We start from the raw sequence: 21,089 nt of genomic DNA, 5'->3' as shown, positions 1-21,089 counted from the left end.
TTGAGCCTCCTGACCGCGCTGGGTGCGGCGGAACCCGCCAGCACCGCGCCGGTCCCCGCCCCGGAGGACCCGGGGCTCTTCACCGCCGCGCTCACGGCGGCACTGCAGGCCGGAATCGCGCCGCAGGTGCCGCTGGCGGCCGCCGTGCCCGTGGCGCTCGAGCCGCCGCCGATGGCAGAGCAGGCGGACGCGGACGGGGCGGACGAAGGCGATGCCACCACCGCCTCATCGGTGGACAGTGGCGCCGAGACCCCGGGCGCCACCGGGAAGGCCGACCCGACTCCCACGACGGAGGCGCCGGACGGCGGCCCCCGCGCACCGGTACCCACCGGGCGCCCCTCCGGCGCATCGCGGCCCCGGCAGGAAGACGGGGCAGGGGCCGGGCCTGTCCCGACGGGCACGAAGCGCTCGCTGGCTGCTGGTGCGCCGGCCACGGCACGGGATGCAAGTCCCGAACGCGCCTCGAAGGCGGCACGGAACGCCCGCGCGACGGCGCGTGCGCTGGCACTGCTGGAGTCGGAGCGTCCGGCGCCGCGCCTGGCCGGGGAGATCGCGCGGGGGCGGACGACGGTCCCGGTGACGACGGTGACCACGCCCGCCGCGGCCGGCCACGTCGACGCCGGAACGACCTTCCGCGCCGACGCGGACGCGCGGCCCGCCCCTGCGGACCTGGGAGCGCCGAGTGCTCCGCCAGCGCCCGCGGAGCCCGGGGTGGGCGCAGCGCCGCCGCCCCAGGTGAGCGTCCCCCCGCTGGCCGACCCCGTGGCCGCGGTGCGCAGTCCGGCGATCGGGGCGGCCACCGTCGGCGAGCCCAGACCCAGGCGCGCGCCGCACACGGCGCCCGCCAGCTCCACTCCGGCGAGCGGGTCGGTGCCCCCCGTGGTGGGCACGCCGGTGCCGCTGACCGGTGAGCGCGCCGTGCCGCAGCCGGCGCCGCTTCCGGCTGCGTGGAACGCCGCGCGGCGTGCCGCGATGCCGGTGGAGCGAATGGCGCCGGAGGCCTCGACCGGGTTGGCGGCCACAGCCGCGCGGCCGGCGCGCGAGGAGGCCGCGGACGAGCGCGAGCCCGCCACGGCGACCGCAGACGGCCGCGCACGAGGCGAGGCGGTGGTGTCTGACCCGCTGCCGACGGCCAGGGTGCCCGTGGCGGCGCCGCCCGTGAGCCCGCTGGACCGGGCGGGGCGGCCGCCGGCGGCCGAGGAGGATGAGGCCGAGGCACTGATTGCGCGGGCGCGGCGCAACCTCGAGCAGCCGGAGGGGAGTGCTCCCGCCGTGCCTCGGACACGGGTGGTGGGGGCTCCGCCCCGGGCGGAACCCCGCGGAGCGCCGCAGGGCGGTGCTTCCGCGATGGCCTCGGGTTCGGCCTTCCCCGCGGGCGCATCCGGCGGCGTCATGCGCGCGGCGCCCACGGTGCCCGCCGTCGAGGCGCTCATGGAGGCGCTCGGCCGCACCCTCGAGGGCGCCGAGATCGCCGCGGTGCGGGTGACCATGGGGCAGGGCCGGTCCACGGGGGTGGGGCGAGCCGAACTGCCGGACCCTGCCACCGCCGGGGAGGCCGCCGGGAAGGCGGCGACGCCGACCGTCAGCGACCCGGCCACGGGGGTGGCGGCGCCGAAGGTGACTGTTTCGCGGGAGCCGGTGGAGCGCGGAGCGCCGGTGGATCGTCGGCCACGCGCCCCCGCCCCGGCCGGTGCCGCGGACGATGGTGACACGGTGGCGGCGCCGGTGGATCGCCTCGTCGTGGAGCGGGCGCCGACCCGGGTGGGGCGCGCCGACCTGACCGGCTTTGAGCCGACAAGCCGGGCGCTGCGTGAGGCGGTCGCGGCACGACCGACGGCGCGGCCGGCGCCAGATCTGCCGAGTGACCGGCAGGAGCTTCCTGTGACGGCGTCGGGTGGCGCACCGCGCGCCGCGCGCCGGGACCGCGAGGAGCGTACGGCCGAGCCGGCGCCAAGTGACGCCGGGGCACGCGGTTCCGCGCATGGGCCTGACGGGAGCCTGCGCGCCGCGCGCGCCGCGGAGGGTGCGGAACGCGGCGGCGTGCGCGAGGCACACGAGTTGCGCGAGGCATGGGTGGAGCGCGGACGACCGGCAGGAGCTGCCGACCGCGTGACGCTGCAGGTGGCGGACAGCGATGGACGCCAGACCCGGATCAGGGTCGCGGTCCTGGGTGACCAGGTCCGCGCCACGATCCTCCCGCCGGACAGCACGTCGGCGCGACAGCTGGAACAGCGGATGGACGAACTGCAGGCCGCCCTGGTGCGCCAGGGCTTCACGGACGCGAAAGTGACGGTGCAGGCCGGGCGAGGGGACGGGGCGCTGCCGTGGGGCGCCGGCCAGCCGGTCGCGCCACACGAGCTTCGCTCCTCCAGCGGCACGGACCAGCCGCCGGGCGATCAGCGCCAGGGAACCGGGCGACGGGATGGGGAACGGCAGGGGGATGGCCAGCGCCATCCGCACCAGCGGCCCCGCGAGCGCGATCTGAACGATCGCCGGAAGGAGTAGGAGCACATGCTGCAGGCCATCACGGGCGCGCGCTTCACGGCCGGGCCCACGACCACCTCGGACACCGGGACCCGCACGGGGACCGGCAGCGCGGAGCTGGGCAAGAGCGAGTTCCTGAAGCTGCTCATCACCCAGTTGCGGTACCAGGACCCGATCAACCCCTCGAAGCCCGAGGAGTTTGCCAGCCAGCTGGCGCAGTTCACCAGCCTGGAGCGGATGCAGAACATCGAGGACATCCTCGCGGGGCAGACCGACACCACCGCGCTGACCACCCTGGCCCTCAAGGCGGACCTGGGGGCGTCGTTCATCGGCCGGCAGGTGCTGGCGGCCGGGGAGACGCTCGCGGTGGGGAGCGATGGCAAGGCCACCGCGACGATCGACGTCGGCACCGGCGGCGGCAAGACCAAGGTCACCGTCTACGATGCCGACGGCAAGGAAGTCCTCAGCAAGGAGATGGGCTTCCGCACCGCGGGCCGGCAGGTGCTCACGCTCGGCAGCCTGCCCGCCGGGACGTACACCTACAAGGTCACGGCGACGAGCCTGGCCGGGTCGGACGTCCCGGTGCAGACGTACACGGCCGGCATCGTGGACGGGGTCTCCTTCCAGGGGGGCACCGTGATCCTCAAGTCCGGCACACTCACCTTCCCGCTCGACAATGTCGTGGAAGTCGAGCAGGCGCCCGCGGGCGCGGCGGCGCTGGCCGCCGCGAGCAGAGCCCGCATCATCCCTTCACCGACGGAGTAGTCCAGCCATGATGCGGTCGCTCTTCGCCGGCGTCTCGGGTCTGCGCAACCACCAGACCCGCATGGACGTCATCGGCAACAACATTGCCAACGTGAACACCGTGGCGTACAAGTCGTCACGGGTGACGTTCGCCGAGGCCTTCGCGCAGCTGCTGCAGGGCGCGTCCCGTCCGCCGGGCGACCTCGGCGGCGTCAACCCGATCCAGATCGGCCTCGGTAGCAAGATCGGGAGCATCGACCAGAACTTCGCGCAGGGCAACCTCGAGTCGACCGGCCAGAACACCGACCTGGCGATCCAGGGCGACGGCCTGTTCGTGCTGAGCGACGGCAGCCGCAACTACTTCACCCGCGCGGGCAATTTCCAGCTCGACGCGAACGGCCGCATGGTGTCGCCGGCAAACGGCTTCAAGGTCCAGGGCATCAACGCGGACTCCGACGGCGTGCTGTCCACCGGCTCGGCGATCACCGACATCGCGCTGCCGTTCGGCAAGAAGTCGCCGGCGCGGGCCACCACCTCGGTGACCATGACCGGCAACCTGGACGCCCGGGCGCAACCGCTGGGCACCATCCTGGCCACCCAGGGCAGGGTCTACGGGGTGGAGCAGGCCAGCAGCAACGGTGGCCTCGGGTCCGACCTGAGCGGCCTCTACGCCTCCGGCGCGGCCAACGGCGGGATCTTCGGCATGGTGCCGGACAGCACCACCGTGACCATCAGCGACGGGACCAACGCGCGGACGTACACCTACGTCAACGCGGACACCGGCGTGGGCACGCTCGACTTCCACTCGCTCAAGGACCTCGTGGGCGAGATCAACAACGACTTCGGGGCCGCCGGGTTCAACACCCTTACGGCCGCGCAGAACAACAGCACCGGCGCGCTCGACTTCACCGCGATCGCCGGCATCACGCTCGACATCGACAGCTCCAACCCGGCGCTGCTCAAGGCGCTGGGCTCCGCCAACGGCACGCTGGCCGCGGCGGCCACGTCCTCGACCGACCAGTTCAGCCACATCGCGGTCGCGACCGACCTGGTCACCAACCTGCGCAACGGCACCGGGCAAAGCCTCGGCCTGGGCGCGGGCGACACCGTCCTCATCGACGGCAACAAGGGCGGCACCGCCGTGACCTCGGGCAGCCTCGCCGTGGCCGCGGGCACCACCTACAGCCAGCTCCTGGCCCAGATCGGGACCACGCTCAACCTGACCAACATCACCGGGGCGGGGATCGACCCGACCACCGGCGCCATGACCATCAACGGCGACGGCGGCCTGGTGAACGCCCTCACCGGCGTGAACATCCGCTCGGCGGCCGCGGGGGCCACCAGCTTCAACGCCGTCTTCGACAGCCGGCCGGGCAACTACGTCGAGCGCCAGGCGGCGAGCGACGTGACCCACCAGGCGGCCATCACGGTGTACGACTCGATCGGCACCCCGATCAGCCTCACCATGACGTTCACCAAGGACCCGACGGCGCCCAACCGCTGGCTGTGGGATGCCAGCGTGCCCTCGCCGGCGGCCATCACCGGCGGCGGGAGCGGGTTCGTCACCTTCGACACCGACGGGCGGCTCGAGACCTTCGCCTACAACGGCGGGGCGAACAGCCTCCAGTTCGATCCCGGCAGCGGTGCCACCGCCCCGGTGGACCTGCAGCTCGATTCCGGCGTCCTCGGCGACATCAACGGCCTGTCCCAGTTCGCCAGCGCGTCCAACGCGGTGGCCTCGAGCCAGGACGGCTACCCGATGGGGAACCTGCAGGACATCAGCGTCGACTCGCGCGGCGTGATCACGGGCTACTTCACCAACGGCGTCAACCAGACGCTCGCCCAGATCGCCCTGGCCTCGTTCAACAACCCGACGGGCCTGCTCCGCGCCGGCAACAACATGTACGGCGAGTCGGCCAACTCCGGGAGCTCGATCATCGGCTTCTCGGGGACCAGCAACCAGTCCACGATCACGCCGGGCGCGCTGGAGAGCTCGAACGTGGACCTGTCGGAGGAGTTCACCAACATGATCATCGCGCAGCGCGGCTTCCAGGCCAACGCCCGCGTGATCACCACCGCCGACGAGATGCTCACCGAACTGGTGAACCTCAAGCGGTAGGCAGGCGCCGGGCCGGCGCCCCCCGTCCGGGGGTGGCCGGGCCCGGGCGGGCGGGTCGCCGGCGTCCGGCGGTCAGCGAAGCGAAGGCCGGCACCCCGCGGGGCGGCGCACCAGCGCCGCCCCGCACCCGTTTCCTCCCCCGGCAACTCCCGCCCCGCGGGCTCGGCACAAAGTTCCTCCCCGGCGCCGATCCGCCACCGTCCAAAACACCAAGGCATTGCCGCGCAACCACTTGGCCCCGTGCCACGGGATGGTACGCGCGTTGCCTTTCCCCACCGCAGAGGTTCCACCGTTCCGGTGATCCTGTCCACCTGGGAGAAGGCGACGATGGCGGAAGCAGCGGCGGTGCCGGCCGAGGGCGCGGCGCCGGAAGGCGGCAAGAAGACCGGGCTGATCGCGGCCCTGACGTTCGGCGGGGCACTGCTCGGCGGCCTCGCGGCGAGCCTCGTGGTGGCGCCGAAGATCATCGCGCGGCAGCAGCCGGCCGCGGCCCACGCCGACTCCGCCGCGGGGGGTGAGGCGGCGGCGGAAGGGGAGCACGGCGCCCCCGCGGAAGGGGAGCACGGCGGGGGCGAGGGGGAGAAGAAGTTCATCGAGCTGAGCAACATCGTGGTCAACCCGGCGGGGTCGCAGGGCAGCCGCTTCCTGATGCTCAGCGTGGCGATCTCGGTGGGCAACGAGGAGGCGCACAAGGTCCTGCAGGATCGTGAAGTGGAGATGCGGGACAAGGTGACCGGCCTGGTGGAGAGCATGACCCTGGCCCAGCTGACGGCCCCGGGGGTGCGCGACACGCTCAAGGCGCGGATCGCGGTGGCGGCCGGGACGATCGTCGGCCCGAAGGTGCCCGTGAAGGTGTTCCTCCCCCAGTTCGTCATCCAGTGAGCATCTGATGGCCGACGTCTTCTCCCAGAAGGACATCGACAGCCTGCTCAAGGGCGCCGCGCCGGTGGCGATGCCCGACCAGGCGCTCGAGGTCATCCCGTACAACTTCCTGCGCCCGCCCCGGATCGCGAAGGACCGGCAGGCGCTGCTCAACGGCATCTACCAGCGGATCGCGGTGTCGCTGCAGGCGCTGTTCTCGTCGCGGCTGCGCACCTCGGTGGACGTGGTGCTCTCCAGCGTGGAGCAGGCCACCTTCGCCGAGTTCATCTTCTCGCTGGCCACCCCGTGCGCCGCCTACGTCTACGAGCTGGGCGACAAGATCGGCGGCCAGGGCGTCCTCGACCTCGGCACCGACTTCTCCTACCACCTCATCGACCGGCTGTTCGGCGGGCCGGGCGAGGCGCAGGAGATCAAGCGGCCCCTCACCCTGCTGGAGCGGGCGGTGGTGCGCGGCGTCGCCGACAAGGTCTGGGGCCTGGTGGAGGAGGCGTGGGCGGACCACCTCGCCTTCCAGCCGGCCTACACCGGCTTCGAGTCCTCCCCCGACGCGCTGCAGATCGCCAACCGCGAGGACAACGTGCTGGTGAGCAACATCGAGGTGCGGTCCGGGCCGTTCTCCGGGCTGATCACGATGTGTTTGCCGCTGCTCTCGCTCGAGTCGTTCCTGCAGGAGAAGCCCACCCGGCACTTCCACACCGTCAAGACCTCGCCCGCCGAGCGCGAGGCGGCCCGGCACCACATCGAGGAGGCGCTGCGCGCGGCGCGGCTCGACGTGCGGGCCCGGTTCCCGATGTTCCAGCTCCGGGCGCGTGACGTGGGCCGGCTCGAGGTGGGCCAGGTGATCCACACCGGCCATTCCTCCGACGTCCCGGTGGAGCTCCACGTCCGGGGCCAGCGCCGCTTCCTCGGCGTGCTCGGACAGAGCCGGCGCTACGTCGGCCTGCGCATCAGCAACGTCCTCCATTCCCAGCGCCTCGAGGGCGCGCCCAAGGCCTCCCGCGGAAGGCTGGTGTAGTCATGGATCAGAACGAGATCGACAAGCTGATGGGCGGCGGGGCCGCCCCCAAGTCGCCCGACCTCTCCGAGCTCGCGCCGGCGGCCGCCGCGCGGCCGGCGGGCCTGGCCGCCGTCCCCGGCGGCGGCTCGCTGGAGACCCTGCTCGACGTGTCGCTGCCGGTGGCGATCGAGTTCGGCCGCACCCACATGACGGTGCAAGAGGTCCTCGAGCTCGGCAACGGCTCGGTGATCCAGCTCGACCGCATGGTCGGCGAGCCGATCGACATCTTCGTCTCCGACCGCAAGCTGGCCGAGGGCGAGGTCGTGGTGATCGGCGAGCACTTCGGGGTGCGCATCACCCGCATCGTCGCCGGGAACGACCAGCCCGCCGTGGCCCGGGAGATGGCCTGATGCTCTCCGCGGTCGCCTCGCTGCTGGTCACGGTCGGGCTGCTGGCGCTCGGACTGTGGGCGCTCAAGCGCTTCGTGCCCGGCGCCGTCCGGGCCGACGGCGCGGCGGGGCTGCCCTTCCGGCTGCTGCGCCGCCTGGCCACCGGCCCCAAGCACGCGGTGGCGCTGGTGCAGGTGGGAAGCCGGGTGCTGGTGGTGACCCTCGCGGAAGACGGCGCCCGGATGCTCACCGAGCTGGAGGGCGAGGACCGCGCCCTGGCGCTGGGCGAGCCGGCGGCCCGTCCCGCGGCGGTCCCGGCGCGGCCGGCCTTCCTCCGCTTCCTGCCGGTGGTGGCGCTGCTGCTGCTCGCGCCGGCGGCGGCGGGGGCCCAGGCGGCCGCGCGGCCGGCCACGGCCGCATCGGCGGTGACCGGCCCGGTGGCCCCGAAGGTGACGCTCACCATCGGCCAGGGCGCCGACCAGCTGCAGCTCTCGGGCGCGGTCGGGGTGGTGGTCTTCATGGGGGCGATGACCCTGCTCCCCGCGATGTTCCTGCTGATGACCAGCTTCACCCGGATCCTGATCGTGCTGCACTTCGTGCGGTCGGCGCTCGGGACCCAGAGCGCGCCACCGGGCCAGCTGCTGGTGGCGCTGTCGGTGCTGCTGACCGGCGTGGTGATGCAGCCGGTGATCCAGCAGGCCAACACCGACGCCATCCAGCCCTACCTGAGCGGCCAGCTGCCCCAGACCGAGGCGTACCACCGCGCCCTCGCGCCGCTCAAGACGTTCATGATCGCCAACACCCGCGACAAGGACCTGGGGATGTTCGCCGAGCTGACCGGCCAGGAGGAGGCCGACAGCGTCGAGGCGCTCCCCATCCTGACCGTCACCGCCGCGTTCGTGACCAGCGAGCTGCGCACCGCGTTCCAGATGGGCTTCGTGATCTTCCTGCCCTTTGTGGTGGTGGACCTCATTGTGGCCTCGGTGCTGATGAGCATGGGCATGTTCATGCTCCCGCCGGTGATGATCTCGCTCCCCTTCAAGCTCATGCTGTTCGTCCTCGCGGACGGCTGGACCCTGGTGGTCCAGCGCCTCGTCACCGGCTTCCAGGTCTAGCCCATGTCCGCCGGCCTCGCCATCGAACTGCTCAACCGCGCGCTGCTCACCGGGCTCATGGTGGCGGCCCCGCTGCTGCTGACCGCCCTGCTGGTGGGCGTGCTCATCAGCCTGATCCAGGCGCTGACCCAGATCCAGGAGCAGACGCTCACGTTCATCCCCAAGCTGGTCGCGGTCGGCGTGGTGATGCTGCTGGCGCTGCCGTGGATGGTGCGGGAGCTGGTGGGCTACATCACCCAGACCTTCAACCTGCTCCCCGGGCTGGTCGGGTGACGGCCCCCGGCCTGCTCGACCTGGTCGGGGTGCAGGACATGCCCGCCTTCGTGCTGGTGAGCGCGCGGGTCTCGGGGCTCTTCCTCGCGGCGCCGCTGTGGTCGATGGCGGGGATGCCGAAGAGCGTCCGCGCGGCGGCCGCGGTGCTGCTGTCGGTGATCCTGCTGCCGGCCCTGGGGCCGGTGCCGCGCCTTCCCGATGACCAGCTCGCCATGAGCGTGATCCTCGCGAGCGAGACCCTGGTGGGCCTCGCCATCGGGCTCACGGGCGCCTTCCTGATGCACGGCGTGGTGCTGGCGGGCGAGGTCATGTCGATGCAGATGGGCCTCTCGCTGGGCCAGGCGCTGGGCTCGCTGCCCGAGGGCGCCACGGTGGGCGTGGGCCAGCTGCTCGGCTACTTCGCGCTCACGATCTACCTGACCTTCGGCGGTCACCTGACGCTGTACCAGGGCCTCGCCGCGAGCTTCGCCGCCATCCCGCCGGGCCAGGCGCTGGTGTCCCTGGCCGGCGGCCGCGAGATCGCGGACCTGGCCGGCACGGTCTTCAGCGTGGGCATCCGGGCCGCCGCGCCGGTGATGGTGGCGCTGCTGCTCGCCAACCTCGCGCTGGCCATCCTGGGCAAGGCGGTGCCGCAGCTCAACGTCATGATGCTCGCCTTCCCGGTCACGATCTCCATCGGCCTGGTCGCCTTCGGCGCCGCGCTCCCGTTCCTGGCCCAGTTCCTGGCCGCGGGGGTGGAGGGGCTGCCGGGGCAGGTGGGCCGGACCATCGGCGCCTTCACCGCGGTCCCGGTGAGGTAGCGCATGTCCGACGCCGACGGCCAGGAGAAGACAGAGGCCGCCACGCCCCGGCGACGGGACGAGGCGATGAAGGAAGGCCGGGTACCCCGGAGCGCCGAGCTCTCGGCGGCCACCCTGCTGCTCGCGGGCACCAGCATGCTGGCGCTGGCCGGCGGCACCGCCCTGGCGCGGCACGCGGTGCAGCTGATGCGCGAGGGGAGCACCTGGCTCGTGGCGGCGCCGATGTCGCCCGGCATGGCGATCGGCATCGTGGAGCAGGTGGGGCGGACCACGCTGCTGGCGCTGGCGCCGTTCCTGGCCGGCGTGCTGGCCCTGACGGTGCTGGTGAATGCCCTGCAGGCGCGCGGCGTGATCTCCACCGACCCGCTGGTCCCCAAGTTCTCCCACGTGGACCCGGTGGCCGGCCTCAAGCGGCTGTGCAGCCTCGAGGCGGTCTTCAGCCTGGTCAAGGCCGTCCTCAAGCTCGTGATCATCGGTACCGTGGCGTGGCTGGTGCTGCGCCGGGCCTGGCCCGAGCTGCTGTCCACCACCGGCGCGGGCGTCCCGATCATCTTCGGCGTCACCCGGTCGCTGGCGCTCCGCATGGCGCTGTTCGTGGGGCTGGTGTTCCTCGCGGTGGCGGCGCTCGACTACGGCTTCCAGGTCTGGCAGTACGAGAAGAGCCTGCGGATGACCAAGCAGGAAGTGGTGCAGGAGCATCGCGAGACCGAGGGCGACCCGGCGGTGAAGGGACGCATCCGCCAGCTGCAGCGCGCCATGGCCCGCAAGCGGATGCTCGCCAACGTGGCCACCGCCGACGTGGTGGTGACCAACCCGACCCACATCGCGGTGGCGCTCAAGTACGACCCGCTGGTGGCCCCGGCGCCGATCGTGCTCGCCATGGGTGAGCGGCTGCTGGCCCAGCGGATCAAGGAGATCGCGTTCCGGGCCGGCATTCCGGTCATCGAGAACAAGCCCCTGGCGCGCGCGCTGCTGGCCAACGCCAAGGTGGGCAACCCGATCCCGCCGGCGCTCTACATCGCGGTCGCCGAGGTCATCGCCTTCGTGCTGCGCAAGAAGGGCGCGCCGCTGCCGGCGCGGAGGGATAAGTGACGGCGCCGAGCGCGGCGGTAGGGTCGGTGGGGGCCACCGGACCGGGCGTGGGCGCCGGCGCGCCGCGGGCGCGGGGGCAGCGCGCCCCGGTGGGCGCGGGTGCCAACATGCTGGCCCGGCTCTCGGCCGGGGCGGAGGTCTGGCTGGCGCTGGCGGTGGTGGTGGTCGTGGCGCTGCTGATCGTGCCGCTGCCGCCGGCCATCCTCGACGCCCTGCTGGCCACGTCGCTCGCGATCTCGGTGCTGGTGCTGCTGGTGACGCTCTCGGTCACCGACCCGCTCGAGTTCAGCATCTTCCCGAGCCTGCTGCTGCTGGTGACGCTGCTCCGGCTCGGGCTCAACGTGAACAGCACCCGGCTCATCCTGAGCCACGGCCACGCCGGCGAGGTCATCGCGGCGTTCGGCAACGCGGTGATCGGCGGCAACTACGTCGTCGGGCTGGTGATCTTCCTGATCCTGATCGTGATCAACTTCATGGTGATCACGAAGGGCGCGGGCCGCGTGGCCGAGGTGGCCGCCCGCTTCACCCTGGACGCCATGCCGGGCCGGCAGATGAGCATCGACGCCGACCTGGGCGCCGGGCTCATCGACGAGACCGAGGCGCGGCGGCGGCGCGAGGAGATCCAGCGCTACGCCGACTTCTACGGCGCGATGGACGGCGCGGCCAAGTTCGTCCGCGGCGACGCGATCGCCGGCCTGATCATCGTGGCGATCAACCTGGTCGGCGGCTTCATCATCGGCGTCACCCAGCAGGGGATGTCGGCCACCGAGGCGCTGGGCACCTTCACCAGCCTCACCGTCGGCGACGGCCTGATCACCCAGATCCCGGCGCTCATCGTCAGCACCGCGGCCGGCATCATCGTCACCTACGGCTCGCACAGCCCGTCGGTCGGCCCCGCCATCGCGGCCCAGCTCACCCGGCACCAGAACGCGCTGTGGATGTCCTCCGGCATCATCGGCGGGCTCGGGCTGGTGCCCGGGTTCCCGTTCCTGCCGTTCTTCGTGCTGGGCAGCGCGCTGGGCGGCATCGCCTGGCTGGTGCGGGGCCGCGACGCGCGGGCCCGGGAGCCGGAGGCGGTGGTGGTGTCGCGGGGCCAGGCGCCCAAGTCGGAGCCGGCGCCCATCAAGGACCTGCTGCAGGTGGAGCCGCTCGAGGTCGAGGTGGGCTACGCGCTGGTGCCGCTGGTGGACGAGGCCCAGAAGGGCGACCTGCTGCAGCGCATCGGCCTGATGCGGAAGCAGCTGGCCATGGAGCTCGGCATCATGGTGCCGCCGGCCCGCATCCGGGACAACATCCAGCTCCCCGCCACCGAGTACGCCATCAAGCTGCGCGGCGTGCGGGTGGCCACCGGCGAGATCCTGCCCCGGTACCAGCTGGCGCTCGACACCACCGGCATCGCCGCCCCGATCGAGGGGATCCGCACCACCGACCCGAGCTTCGGGCTGCCCGCGGTGTGGATCACCGCCGACCGCCGCACCGAGGCCGAGGCCAACGGCTACAGCGTGGTGGAGCCGCAGACGGTGCTCGCCACGCACCTGATGGAGACCATCAAGGCCCACGCCGCCGAGCTGCTGTCGCGGCAGAGCGTGCGGGAGCTGCTCGACGGCCTCAAGGAGACCCACCCGGCGCTGGTCGATGACACCATCCCCGGCAAGCTCTCCCTCGGCACCGTGCACCGGGTGCTGCAGCGGCTGCTGCGTGAGGGCGTGCCGATCCGCGACCTGGCCCTCATCCTCGAGACCCTCTCGGATGCCGCCGAGGTCACCAAGGACCCCGAGGCGCTCACCGAGCAGGTGCGCCGCTCCCTGGCCCCGGTGCTGGTCCAGCTCTTCGACGACGGCGATGGCGCCATCAGCGGGATCACCATCGGCCCCCGGCTGGAGACCGCGCTCATGGGCCTGTTCAGCCCGCGGCCCACCCGCGAGGGGCAGCGGCCGATGGAGCCCGAGGACCTCACCACCGCGCTGCGCCAGCTGAACGACCTGATGACCGAGTACCGCCGCGACGGCCAGCTGCGGCCGCTCATCACCCCGCCCGCGTTGCGGGTGGGGATCCGGCGGCTGGTCGAACCCGTGATGCCCAACGTGCCGGTGCTCTCCCTGGGCGAGCTGCCGGCACAGACCCCGATCCACAGTCTCGCCACCTGGGAGCTCACCCGTGCCGCTTGAGTCCTTCACCGGCCCCGCCATGGACGGGCTGCTCGTCCGCGCCCGGCGGTCCCTCGGCGCCGAGGCCGAGATCCTCGCCGTGCGCACCCTGCGCGGCCCCGACGGCGCCACGGTCTACCAGGTGCTGGCCACGGACGCGGAGACCGCCGCGGGGGAACGCCGCCGCATGGCGCCCGATGGCGGCAGCCACCCGCTGCTCAAGAGCGCGCCGGGCCTCGCGGACCTGGCCCGCCGCCGCGAGTCGGTCACGGGCCCGCGGACCATCGCCTTCGTCGGCCCCACCGGGGTGGGCAAGACCACGTCGGTCGCCAAGCTGGCGACCCACCCCGACTACTTCGGCCGGCAGCGCATCGGGTTCCTCTGCCTCGACACCTACCGGGTGGGGGCGGTGGAGCAGATCCGCACCTACGCCGACATCGCCGGGCTGCCGCTCGAGGTGATCTACGAGGCCAGCGACCTGCCGGCCGCCCTGCGTCGCCTCGGCGACCGCGACCTGGTGTTCGTCGACACCCCGGGCCGTGGCCCGCGGAACCACTCCGACAGCCAGCAGGTGCGGCAGTGGCTGGCGCAGGTCCAGCCGGACGAGACCCACCTGGTGCTGCCCGCCGGCCTGCAGCCCGACCTGGTGCGGCGCACCCTCGAGGCCTACCGCCCGCAGGGGGTGACCCACCTGCTGCCGAGCAAGCTCGACGAGGCGCCGGACGACTGGACGCTCTTCGACCTCGCCGCCGAGGCGCGGCTCCCCATGCGCTGGGTGGCCGACGGGCAGGAGGTGCCCCGGGACCTCAAGGCCGCCGCGCCCCGCCTGCTGGCGGCGGTGCTCGCGCTCCGGGTCCGCACCGCGCAGGCGTCGGAGGTGGTCGCATGACCGACCAGGCCGCGCTGCTGCGCGCCATGATGGCGGCCCGCCGGCCCGAACCGGCGGAACCGACCGGCCCGCCCGCGATCGTCGTCGGCAGCGGGAAGGGCGGGGTGGGGAAGTCGGTGGTCAGCGTGCTGCTGGCCCAGCGCCTGGCGCAGGACGGCCGGCGGGTGCTGCTGGTCGACGGCAGCCAGAACCTCGGCAACCTGCACGTGCTCCTCGGCGTGCAGCGCAGCCACCGGCTGGAGCACCTGCTGCAGGACGCGATCAGCCCCCGGGACCTGCTGGTGCCGGTGACCGAGCAGCTGATGCTCCTCCCGGCCGACAGCGGGGCCGAGAGCCTGTACGCGATGTCGGCGGTGGACCGGGCCCGGCTGCACCACCGCCTCAGCGGGCTGTACGACGACTTCGACGCCGTGATCATCGATGCCGGGCCCGGCCTCGAGAGCGTGGTGCGGGTCGCGACGATGCGGGCCACCCGCTGCATCGTGCTGGCCGCGCCGGAGCCCGCGGCGCTGACCGACGCCTACGCCACGATCAAGATCGTCGGCCTGCAGGTGGCGGACATGGGCGTGGACATCCTCGTGAACCGGGTGATGGACCCGCACGAGGGGTACGAGACGTTCGAACGGCTGGCCACGGCCACCGAGCGGTTCCTCCATCGCCGCCTCCGGTACCTCGGGGCGCTGTGGGAGGATGACGACATCCGGCGGGCAGTACGCGTGCCCGGACACCTGGTCCAGGGACTGCCCCCGGGCCCCAACCATGACGTGCTGACCACGGCGCTCGATCGACTCGAGGTGCCGTCGCCGGCGAGGGTAGCGGGATGAAAACCATGAAGCGGAATGAGAGCACGACCCAGGCGCCGCAGCCCATCGCCGACGCCCTGTGGCAGCGCTACCGGTCCACCGGCGATCCCGAGGCCCGCACCCAGCTGCTCGACCGGTACCTCGGCCTGGTGCACCACGTGGCGCGGCAGGTGGCGGCGCGGGTCTCCGATGTCGTCGAGGTCGACGACCTGGTGAGCGCCGGCACCCTCGGCCTGGTGCAGGCCCTGGAGAGCTTCGACCTCTCCCGCGGCCTGGCCTTCAGCACCTACGCCATGCGGCGCATCCGGGGCGCCATCCTCGATGAGCTGCGCAGCCGCGACTGGGTGCCCCGGTCGGTGCGGGCCAAGGGCCGCCAGATGGCCGCCGTGGTGGCGAGCCTCGAGAGCCGGCTGGGCCGCTCGCCCGAGCCGACCGAGGTGGCCGGCGCCCTCTCGCTCGACATGGAGACCTACTGGCGCTGGCGCGAGGAGGTCGACGGCGCGGTGCTGGTCTCGCTCGACGGCAGCGTCACGCTCGACCACGCCGAGGCGGCCTCCCTCGAGGAGACCCTGCCCGACCAGTCGGTGCGCCTGCCCGGCGAGGCCCTCGGTGAGCAGGAGACCGTGGCGACCCTCAAGCAGGCCATCGCCATGCTCCCGCCCAAGGAGCGGACGGTGCTGGCGCTGTACTACTACGAGGAACTCAACCTCCGGCAGATCGCCGAGGTGCTGCACGTGACCGAGTCCCGCGTCTCGCAGATCCGCACCCAGGCGCTCAAGCGGCTGCGGCAGCGGATGTCCCCGTCGGAGGACGTGGCATGACCCCCATGATGCGCCGCCTGGTGGCCGGCTTCCTCGCCATCTTCGTGCTGCTGTCGCTCGCGCCGTACGCCCCGGAGGGACTCGCCCTGGCGCGGCGGGCCGCGCCCGTCGTCGGGGCCGCCCTCGCCACCGTGGCGGCCTTCGCCGGCGGCTGGCTGGGCACGATCGACCTCACGGGCCCCGTCGCCGACCTGCTGCTCGTGGCGGCCGCCGGCCTCACGCTCACCCTGCTGGTGCTGCTGCTGGTGCGGCACCGGGCCGAGGCGCCCCGCCGCCGCGCGGGTCGTCCCCCCGCGCGCGGCGCCGTCGCGCGCCGCGCCGCCGCCGCGCCGGCCATCTCGATGCTCAGCCGCCGGCTGCGCGAGGCCGCCCACGGCGGGGAGCGGGTGCCCGAAGTGGCGCGCCGGTTCCAGCTCTCCCAGGACGCGGTCCGGGTGGCCATCGGCCGGCCCGCGCCCAGCCCTGCCGCCCCGACGGGAAAGAGTTTCCGGTCCCGGCAGCCTGTGCTCCCTGCGAAGCCCCGGGCCACGCCCCTGGCCTCCGGGCGAAACCCTTACAAGGCATTGGCTTAGCAATCTCCGCCGGGCGGGTCTATCGGGGCATGGCGATTGCCCCTCCTCGGCGGGAACCAGGAGGATGCACCGATGGGCCTCAACGCGCTCCGCAGCACCGCTCAGACCCTGAGCTTCTACACCAGGATGCAGGCGCTGACGGCGAACAACCTCGCCAACAGCGAGACCGAGGCGTTCAAGGCGGACGTGATGTCGGCGCGGCTGATCGGCGACGCGACCTTCCCGGTGCCAGTGACCCGGACCGACCTCTCGCAGGGCGCCATGCAGCAGACGGGGCGGCCGCTCGACCTGGCCTTGGACGGGCCCGGCTTCTTCGTGGTCCGGCTGGAGCAGGGGGGCGAGCGGCTCACCCGGGGCGGCTCACTGGCCCTCGACGGGGCCAACCGCCTGAGCGACCGGCACGGCAACCTGCTGCTGGGCGAGAACGGCCCCATCGCGATCCCGCTCCGGCACGCCACCCTCGAGGTGCAGGCCGATGGCGACGTGGTGGTGGACGGCGTGCGGCTCGACCGCCTGCGGGTGGAGAACGTCGAGAACGCCGCGAGTCTCAGCAAGGACGGGGCGGGGCGCTACCTCGCGAGCCAGCCCACCGTCCCGGTGGACACCACCACCACCCTGGTGCGCCAGGGCGAGGTGGAGGAAAGCAACCAGGACACCCTGCGCGGCGTGGTGGACCTGGTCACGATCCAGCGGGCCTACGCCGCCAACGTCGACAGCCTCAAGGCCCTCGACGGCGTGCTGGCCAACGTGGTCAACGAGGTGGGCAAGGTCGGCTAGCGCCGGCGCACCCGCAGGCACGGACGCACGGCGACGTGCACAACCAGGAACGCGCGCACCCCGGTGCGCGCGGCCGACAGGGAGCAGACGATGAACCCCGGACTCCGCGCCTCCGCCTCGGGCATGCGCGCCCAGCAGACCCGCATCGACGCGATCGCGAACAACCTCGCGAACGTGAACACCACCTCGTTCAAGCGCAGCCGCACCAACTTCGAGGACATGCTCTACGAGACCCTGCAGGGGGCGCAGCTGGTCCGCTACGAGGGCACCGAGACCCTGGCCCCGATCCAGATCGGCCGCGGCGTCCGGCTGGCCGACGTGCAGCGGGTGCACACCCAGGGCTCCTTCGAGGTGACCAACAACCCGTTCGACTTCGCCCTCGAGGGCGAGGGGTTCTTCCAGCTCCAGATGCCCAACGGCAGCACCGCCTACACCCGCGACGGCACCTTCACCCGCGCCGCCGACACCGGCGCCCTGGTGACCCACGCCGGCTTCATGATCCAGCCCGAGATCACCGTGCCCCCCGAGGCGGTCCAGATCACCGTCTCGACCACCGGCCAGGTCAGCGCCGTCCTCGGCAACACCGGCGAGACCGTGGACCTGGGGCAGCTCGAGCTGGCCCGCTTCGCCAATCCCAGCGGGCTGCTCTCCCTCGGCGGGAACAACTACCAGGCCACCGCCGCCTCCGGCGATCCGATGACGGGCGTGCCGATGGAGGATGGCTTCGGCGCGGTGGTGCAGGGATCGCTGGAGGCGTCGAACGTCGAGATCGTCCAGGAGATGGTGGACATGATCGCGGCCCAGCGCGCCTACGAGGTCAACTCCAAGGCCATCAAGACCGCCGAGGAGATGATCCAGACGGTGACCAATGAGCTCATCCGATAGGGACCGCGGACCGGCCCGGTGGCCGGTCCGGCTGCTGACGCTCATGACGCCCTTCCTCGCCCTCTTCACCCCGCTCGCGGGGCAGCAGGCCGCCCGCCTCACCGCGGTGAGCGGCGCGCTCTCCCCCCGCCTCGCGGCGCGGGTGGCCGAGGCGGTGGCGCGCTCGTGGGCGGTGGATACCACCGGCCTGGTGCTGAGCTGGGGCAGCGGCGCGCTCGGCGACCTCCCCGATGCGAGCGGCTTCCGCCTGCTCGGCAACGGCGACGGCGGCTGGTATGCCGTGACCTTCGAGCCGCGGGGCCGGCCGCCCGTGGCGGTGCGGCTCCGGGTGGGCGTCACGGTGCCGCGCCTGGTCGCGGCCCGCGCGCTCCGCCCGGGGATGACCCTGGTCGAGGGAGACCTCCGCGCCGAGCCGCACGTGCAATGGGGACCGCCCCTGGCCGATCTCGCGCCGCGACCGGCCGCCGGCTGGCTGGTCCGCCGGGCGGTGGCGGCGGGGGAGGCGCTGGTGCCGCCCCGGGTGGCGCCGCCGCCGGTCATCGCCGCGGGGCAGCCGGTCCGGGTGCACTGGAGTGAAGGCAACGTGTCGGTGGCCCTCGAGGGCACCGCACTCAATGACGCCGTGGTCGGTGAGACCGTCCGCGTGCGCACCGGCCGGCGGACGGGGGTGCTCATCGGCACCGTCGTCGCGCCCGGCGAAGCGAGGATGCCATGAGTCGTTCGTTCCTCCGCGCCGCGGTCCTGCCGCTGGCGCTCCTCGGCGGCGCGGCGGGCCTGGGGGCGCAGGCCGCCCCGGCCGCGCCGAGCACCGCCCAGCCCGCGCCGGCCGGCGCGCCGGCGGTGCAGGCCGCCCCGGTCGCCGCCCGCGCCGGCTGGTTCAGCGACAAGCGGCCGCTGATGGTGGGCGACATCGTCACCATCGTGGTGGACGAGACCGTCAACGCCAGCGAACGGCAGAGCCAGAACGCGGTGAGCAACCGCAAGCAGGAGATGGGGCTCAACCTGAACGTCGGGACCGACCTCGCCATCGGGCCGCAGAAGGGCTTCCAGAGCGGGGTCAACAACAACAGCCGCAACACCGCCGACGCCGGCCGCCAGGGTGACCTCACCGCCGTGATCAGCGTGCGGGTGGTCTCCATCGAGCCGTCGGGCATCGCCCACCTCAAGGGCGAGAAGACCGTGGGCGTGGATGGCCGCAACCAGGTGATCCAGGTCGAGGGCGTGGTCCGGCCGGAGGACGTCTCCTCCCAGAACACGGTCCCCTCCTCGCGCATCGCCGAGTCGGTGATCAGCTACAAGGGCAAGAAGATCGGCCCGGCCAAGGGGATCCTTGGCAGCATCCTTTCCATCTTCTGGCCATGAGCGCGCCGCGACGGCTGGACCTCGTGGCGGCGCAGGCGCTGCGCATCCTTGCGGCGCTGGCGCTCCTGGGTGGACCGCTCGGCGCCCAGGCCACCCAGCGGGTGGGCGACCTCGTCACCCCGGCCGGGAGCATCCCGCGCCGGGTGATCGGCTACGGGCTGGTGATCGGCCTCGAGGGCACCGGGGACCGCTCCTTCGGCACCGCCAACGGCGGTACCCAGACGGTGCGGTCGATCGCCAATGCGCTGCGCCGCTTCGGGCTCGAGGTGCCGGCCGAGCGGCTGCGGCCCCGCAACGTCGCTGCCGTCGTGGTGACGGCCGAGATGTCGCCGTACCTGCGGGCGGGCGGCCGGTTCCCCGTGGAGGTGAGCTCCATCGGGGACGCGACCAGCCTCCGGGGCGGGGTGCTGTGGATGACGCCGCTGGTCGGGGACGTCAGCCAGGCGCCCGTGGCCACCGCGCAGGGCCCCTTGCTCCTCGCCGACCAGGAGGTCCGCTACGCCGGCCGCCGGGGCAATTCGGGCAGGATCCCCGAAGGGGGCGTGCTCGAGGTGGACCCGGCCACCATCGTGGCGCTGACCCCGAAGCTCCTGTTGCGCCAGCCGGGCCTCGCCACCGCGCAGCGCGTGGCGCAGGCCATCAACCAGGGGCTGGGCGACAGCGCCGCCGCCCGGGTGGATGATCCCGGCTCGATCACCCTCAACCCCGGTACCCGGGGGGCCGATAATCTCATCGGCTTCCTCGCCGCCGTGGACACGCTCCCGGTCCGAATGGTCCCCGAAGACCGGATCGTGATCGACGCCCGGAGCGGGACCGTCGTCGCCGGCGGGAACGTGCGGGTGGCCGCGGCGACCGTGAGTCACCGGGGCCTCACGCTGCGGATCGGCGGGCCGACGGTGGTGGCGGCGGCGCCGGCGGACTCGGGCCGGTCGGCACCGCCCGAGGGGCTGCTGGCGGTGGGTGACGGCGCCACGGTGCAGGAGGTAGCGGCTGGCCTCCACGCCGCGGGCGCCAAGGCGGACGAGATCGCGGCGATGTTCCGGGCCCTGCACGACGTCGGCGCGATCGGCGCCGAGGTGGTGGTCCGGTGACCGCGCCGGTCGGGGGCGCGGGGGGGGGCCGCCCGGCGGAAGCTGGCCTGACCGGGGAGCACGCGCGGCTCCGCAGGGCGGCGCACGACCTCGAGGCGGTGTTCGTCAACGAGCTGTTCAAGGCCATGCGGGAGACGGTGCCGCACGAGGGGATCCTGTCCCAGGACCCGGGGCAGGAGCTGTTCACCGGGGTGCTGGACCAGCGGCTCGCGGAGGTCTATGGCGAGCGGGCCCGGGGCGGGGTCGGCGAAGCGCTCTACCGGCAGTTGAGCCGCAGGCTGCCGGACCCAGGTCCGGCGACGGGAGTCCCATGATCGTCCACGGAGTCCAGGAATCGATCGCCGCAGAGCCCTCGCTCGCGGAGCGCACCGCCGACCTCGCGGAGGCGCTGCTGTACGAGGCGCATGTCATCGAGGAGCTGCGCCAGGCGCTGCTCCGGCAGCGCGCCGGCGTGGCGGCCGATGATCCGGAACTGGTGGAGGCCAGCGTCCACGCCATGGGGCGCACCCTGCTCACGCTCGACGAGGCCAAGCGCCGCCGGGCCGCGCTGACCTCGCTGATCACCGGCGGGGAGGCGGTCCCGATGGACCGGCTGGAGACGATGCTGGGCGGGTCGCTGCCGGCCGAGGTGGCGGAGGCGCGGGCGCTGGTCAAGCGGGTGGCGCTGCTCACCGCCCAGGACGTGGCCATCAACCAGCACATCCTCCGCCGGGCCCTCGAGGCCGGCGACACGTTCCTGCAGAAGCTGTTCTCGATGGCCGGTGACCCCGCGCCGGGCTACCAGCGCCATGAGCCGGCGGGCGACCCGCCCGCGCGCAGCGGCGTCATCCTCAACCGGATGGCCTGA

General features: G+C 73.2%; 22 protein-coding genes. All 22 read left to right on the top strand.

What is annotated here, in order from left to right; genetic code table 11:
• The 22 genes from IPJ95_15280 (at position 1) to IPJ95_15175 (ending at position 21,089) form a co-directional block, all read left to right on the top strand.
• Positions 1–2,505: a hypothetical protein gene (locus IPJ95_15280; protein ID MBK7924964.1), complete on the top strand. Its 2,505-nt coding sequence runs from the start codon at positions 1–3 to the stop codon at positions 2,503–2,505.
• Positions 2,506–2,511: 6 nt separating this feature from the next.
• On the top strand, positions 2,512–3,249 hold the full coding sequence (locus IPJ95_15275) for a T9SS type A sorting domain-containing protein (protein MBK7924963.1): 738 nt from the start codon (positions 2,512–2,514) through the stop codon (positions 3,247–3,249).
• Between the two features lie 7 nt (positions 3,250–3,256).
• A complete protein-coding gene (locus IPJ95_15270) occupies positions 3,257–5,347 on the top strand; it encodes a flagellar hook-basal body complex protein (GenBank protein ID MBK7924962.1) in 2,091 nt (696 codons plus the stop codon).
• 297 nt (positions 5,348–5,644) lie between these two features.
• On the top strand, positions 5,645–6,229 hold the full coding sequence (locus IPJ95_15265; protein MBK7924961.1) for a flagellar basal body-associated FliL family protein: 585 nt from the start codon (positions 5,645–5,647) through the stop codon (positions 6,227–6,229).
• Positions 6,230–6,236: 7 nt separating this feature from the next.
• A complete protein-coding gene (locus IPJ95_15260) occupies positions 6,237–7,244 on the top strand; it encodes a flagellar motor switch protein FliM (GenBank protein MBK7924960.1) in 1,008 nt (335 codons plus the stop codon).
• Positions 7,245–7,246: 2 nt separating this feature from the next.
• The gene (gene fliN / locus IPJ95_15255; GenBank protein ID MBK7924959.1) at positions 7,247–7,636 is read left to right on the top strand and encodes a flagellar motor switch protein FliN; all 390 of its coding nucleotides are present in this window, start codon (positions 7,247–7,249) and stop codon (positions 7,634–7,636) included.
• A gap of 221 nt (positions 7,637–7,857) precedes the next feature.
• The gene (fliP, locus tag IPJ95_15250) at positions 7,858–8,730 is read left to right on the top strand and encodes a flagellar type III secretion system pore protein FliP (GenBank protein MBK7924958.1); all 873 of its coding nucleotides are present in this window, start codon (positions 7,858–7,860) and stop codon (positions 8,728–8,730) included.
• A 3-nt stretch (positions 8,731–8,733) separates the two neighbouring features.
• Complete coding sequence (gene fliQ, locus IPJ95_15245) at positions 8,734–9,003, top strand: flagellar biosynthesis protein FliQ (GenBank protein ID MBK7924957.1); 270 nt, start codon at positions 8,734–8,736, stop codon at positions 9,001–9,003.
• A complete protein-coding gene (locus IPJ95_15240; GenBank protein MBK7924956.1) occupies positions 9,000–9,803 on the top strand; it encodes a flagellar biosynthetic protein FliR in 804 nt (267 codons plus the stop codon). Before fliQ ends, IPJ95_15240 begins: the two co-directional genes overlap by 4 nt.
• Before the next feature lie 3 nt (positions 9,804–9,806).
• Positions 9,807–10,895, top strand: a complete 1,089-nt coding sequence (gene flhB / locus IPJ95_15235) for a flagellar biosynthesis protein FlhB (GenBank protein ID MBK7924955.1) — start codon at positions 9,807–9,809, stop codon at positions 10,893–10,895.
• Positions 10,896–11,002: 107 nt separating this feature from the next.
• On the top strand, positions 11,003–13,063 hold the full coding sequence (gene flhA / locus IPJ95_15230) for a flagellar biosynthesis protein FlhA (protein ID MBK7924954.1): 2,061 nt from the start codon (positions 11,003–11,005) through the stop codon (positions 13,061–13,063).
• Entirely contained in the window at positions 13,053–13,931 is an 879-nt protein-coding gene (locus IPJ95_15225) for a hypothetical protein (protein MBK7924953.1), read from the top strand. The genes flhA and IPJ95_15225 overlap by 11 nt, the downstream gene beginning before the upstream one ends.
• The gene (locus IPJ95_15220; protein ID MBK7924952.1) at positions 13,928–14,755 is read left to right on the top strand and encodes an AAA family ATPase; all 828 of its coding nucleotides are present in this window, start codon (positions 13,928–13,930) and stop codon (positions 14,753–14,755) included. Before IPJ95_15225 ends, IPJ95_15220 begins: the two co-directional genes overlap by 4 nt.
• Positions 14,756–14,760: 5 nt before the next feature.
• A complete protein-coding gene (locus IPJ95_15215) occupies positions 14,761–15,555 on the top strand; it encodes a FliA/WhiG family RNA polymerase sigma factor (protein ID MBK7924951.1) in 795 nt (264 codons plus the stop codon).
• Positions 15,552–16,127 carry a hypothetical protein gene (locus IPJ95_15210; GenBank protein MBK7924950.1) on the top strand — a complete coding sequence of 192 codons (576 nt, stop codon included), beginning with the start codon at positions 15,552–15,554 and terminating at the stop codon, positions 16,125–16,127. The genes IPJ95_15215 and IPJ95_15210 overlap by 4 nt, the downstream gene beginning before the upstream one ends.
• Positions 16,128–16,199: 72 nt before the next feature.
• On the top strand, positions 16,200–16,904 hold the full coding sequence (locus tag IPJ95_15205; GenBank protein ID MBK7924949.1) for a flagellar hook basal-body protein: 705 nt from the start codon (positions 16,200–16,202) through the stop codon (positions 16,902–16,904).
• Positions 16,905–16,994: 90 nt separating this feature from the next.
• A complete protein-coding gene (flgG, locus tag IPJ95_15200; protein ID MBK7924948.1) occupies positions 16,995–17,789 on the top strand; it encodes a flagellar basal-body rod protein FlgG in 795 nt (264 codons plus the stop codon).
• A 43-nt stretch (positions 17,790–17,832) separates the two neighbouring features.
• On the top strand, positions 17,833–18,504 hold the full coding sequence (gene flgA / locus IPJ95_15195) for a flagellar basal body P-ring formation protein FlgA (GenBank protein MBK7924947.1): 672 nt from the start codon (positions 17,833–17,835) through the stop codon (positions 18,502–18,504).
• Positions 18,501–19,151: a flagellar basal body L-ring protein FlgH gene (locus IPJ95_15190; GenBank protein MBK7924946.1), complete on the top strand. Its 651-nt coding sequence runs from the start codon at positions 18,501–18,503 to the stop codon at positions 19,149–19,151. Before flgA ends, IPJ95_15190 begins: the two co-directional genes overlap by 4 nt.
• Complete coding sequence (locus IPJ95_15185) at positions 19,148–20,242, top strand: flagellar basal body P-ring protein FlgI (GenBank protein MBK7924945.1); 1,095 nt, start codon at positions 19,148–19,150, stop codon at positions 20,240–20,242. The genes IPJ95_15190 and IPJ95_15185 overlap by 4 nt, the downstream gene beginning before the upstream one ends.
• A complete protein-coding gene (locus IPJ95_15180; protein MBK7924944.1) occupies positions 20,239–20,556 on the top strand; it encodes a rod-binding protein in 318 nt (105 codons plus the stop codon). The genes IPJ95_15185 and IPJ95_15180 overlap by 4 nt, the downstream gene beginning before the upstream one ends.
• Entirely contained in the window at positions 20,553–21,089 is a 537-nt protein-coding gene (locus IPJ95_15175; GenBank protein MBK7924943.1) for a hypothetical protein, read from the top strand. Before IPJ95_15180 ends, IPJ95_15175 begins: the two co-directional genes overlap by 4 nt.

This window comes from Gemmatimonadota bacterium (assembly GCA_016713785.1).
GTDB lineage: Bacteria > Gemmatimonadota > Gemmatimonadetes > Gemmatimonadales > GWC2-71-9 > JADJOM01.
Note: the sequence above shows the minus strand (reverse complement) of the source record. Positions and strands in the feature narration are given on the sequence as shown.

Coding starts and splice junctions, on each gene's coding strand:
- IPJ95_15275 (MBK7924963.1), top strand. CDS start 2,512: ATGCTGCAGGCCATCACGGGCGCGCGCTTCACGGCCGGGCCCACGACC.
- IPJ95_15270 (MBK7924962.1), top strand. CDS start 3,257: ATGATGCGGTCGCTCTTCGCCGGCGTCTCGGGTCTGCGCAACCACCAG.
- IPJ95_15260 (MBK7924960.1), top strand. CDS start 6,237: ATGGCCGACGTCTTCTCCCAGAAGGACATCGACAGCCTGCTCAAGGGC.
- fliN (MBK7924959.1), top strand. CDS start 7,247: ATGGATCAGAACGAGATCGACAAGCTGATGGGCGGCGGGGCCGCCCCC.
- fliP (MBK7924958.1), top strand. CDS start 7,858: ATGCTCACCGAGCTGGAGGGCGAGGACCGCGCCCTGGCGCTGGGCGAG.
- fliQ (MBK7924957.1), top strand. CDS start 8,734: ATGTCCGCCGGCCTCGCCATCGAACTGCTCAACCGCGCGCTGCTCACC.
- flhB (MBK7924955.1), top strand. CDS start 9,807: ATGTCCGACGCCGACGGCCAGGAGAAGACAGAGGCCGCCACGCCCCGG.
- flhA (MBK7924954.1), top strand. CDS start 11,003: ATGCTGGCCCGGCTCTCGGCCGGGGCGGAGGTCTGGCTGGCGCTGGCG.
- IPJ95_15220 (MBK7924952.1), top strand. CDS start 13,928: ATGACCGACCAGGCCGCGCTGCTGCGCGCCATGATGGCGGCCCGCCGG.
- IPJ95_15215 (MBK7924951.1), top strand. CDS start 14,761: ATGAAGCGGAATGAGAGCACGACCCAGGCGCCGCAGCCCATCGCCGAC.
- IPJ95_15210 (MBK7924950.1), top strand. CDS start 15,552: ATGACCCCCATGATGCGCCGCCTGGTGGCCGGCTTCCTCGCCATCTTC.
- IPJ95_15205 (MBK7924949.1), top strand. CDS start 16,200: ATGGGCCTCAACGCGCTCCGCAGCACCGCTCAGACCCTGAGCTTCTAC.
- flgG (MBK7924948.1), top strand. CDS start 16,995: ATGAACCCCGGACTCCGCGCCTCCGCCTCGGGCATGCGCGCCCAGCAG.
- flgA (MBK7924947.1), top strand. CDS start 17,833: ATGACGCCCTTCCTCGCCCTCTTCACCCCGCTCGCGGGGCAGCAGGCC.
- IPJ95_15190 (MBK7924946.1), top strand. CDS start 18,501: ATGAGTCGTTCGTTCCTCCGCGCCGCGGTCCTGCCGCTGGCGCTCCTC.
- IPJ95_15185 (MBK7924945.1), top strand. CDS start 19,148: ATGAGCGCGCCGCGACGGCTGGACCTCGTGGCGGCGCAGGCGCTGCGC.
- IPJ95_15175 (MBK7924943.1), top strand. CDS start 20,553: ATGATCGTCCACGGAGTCCAGGAATCGATCGCCGCAGAGCCCTCGCTC.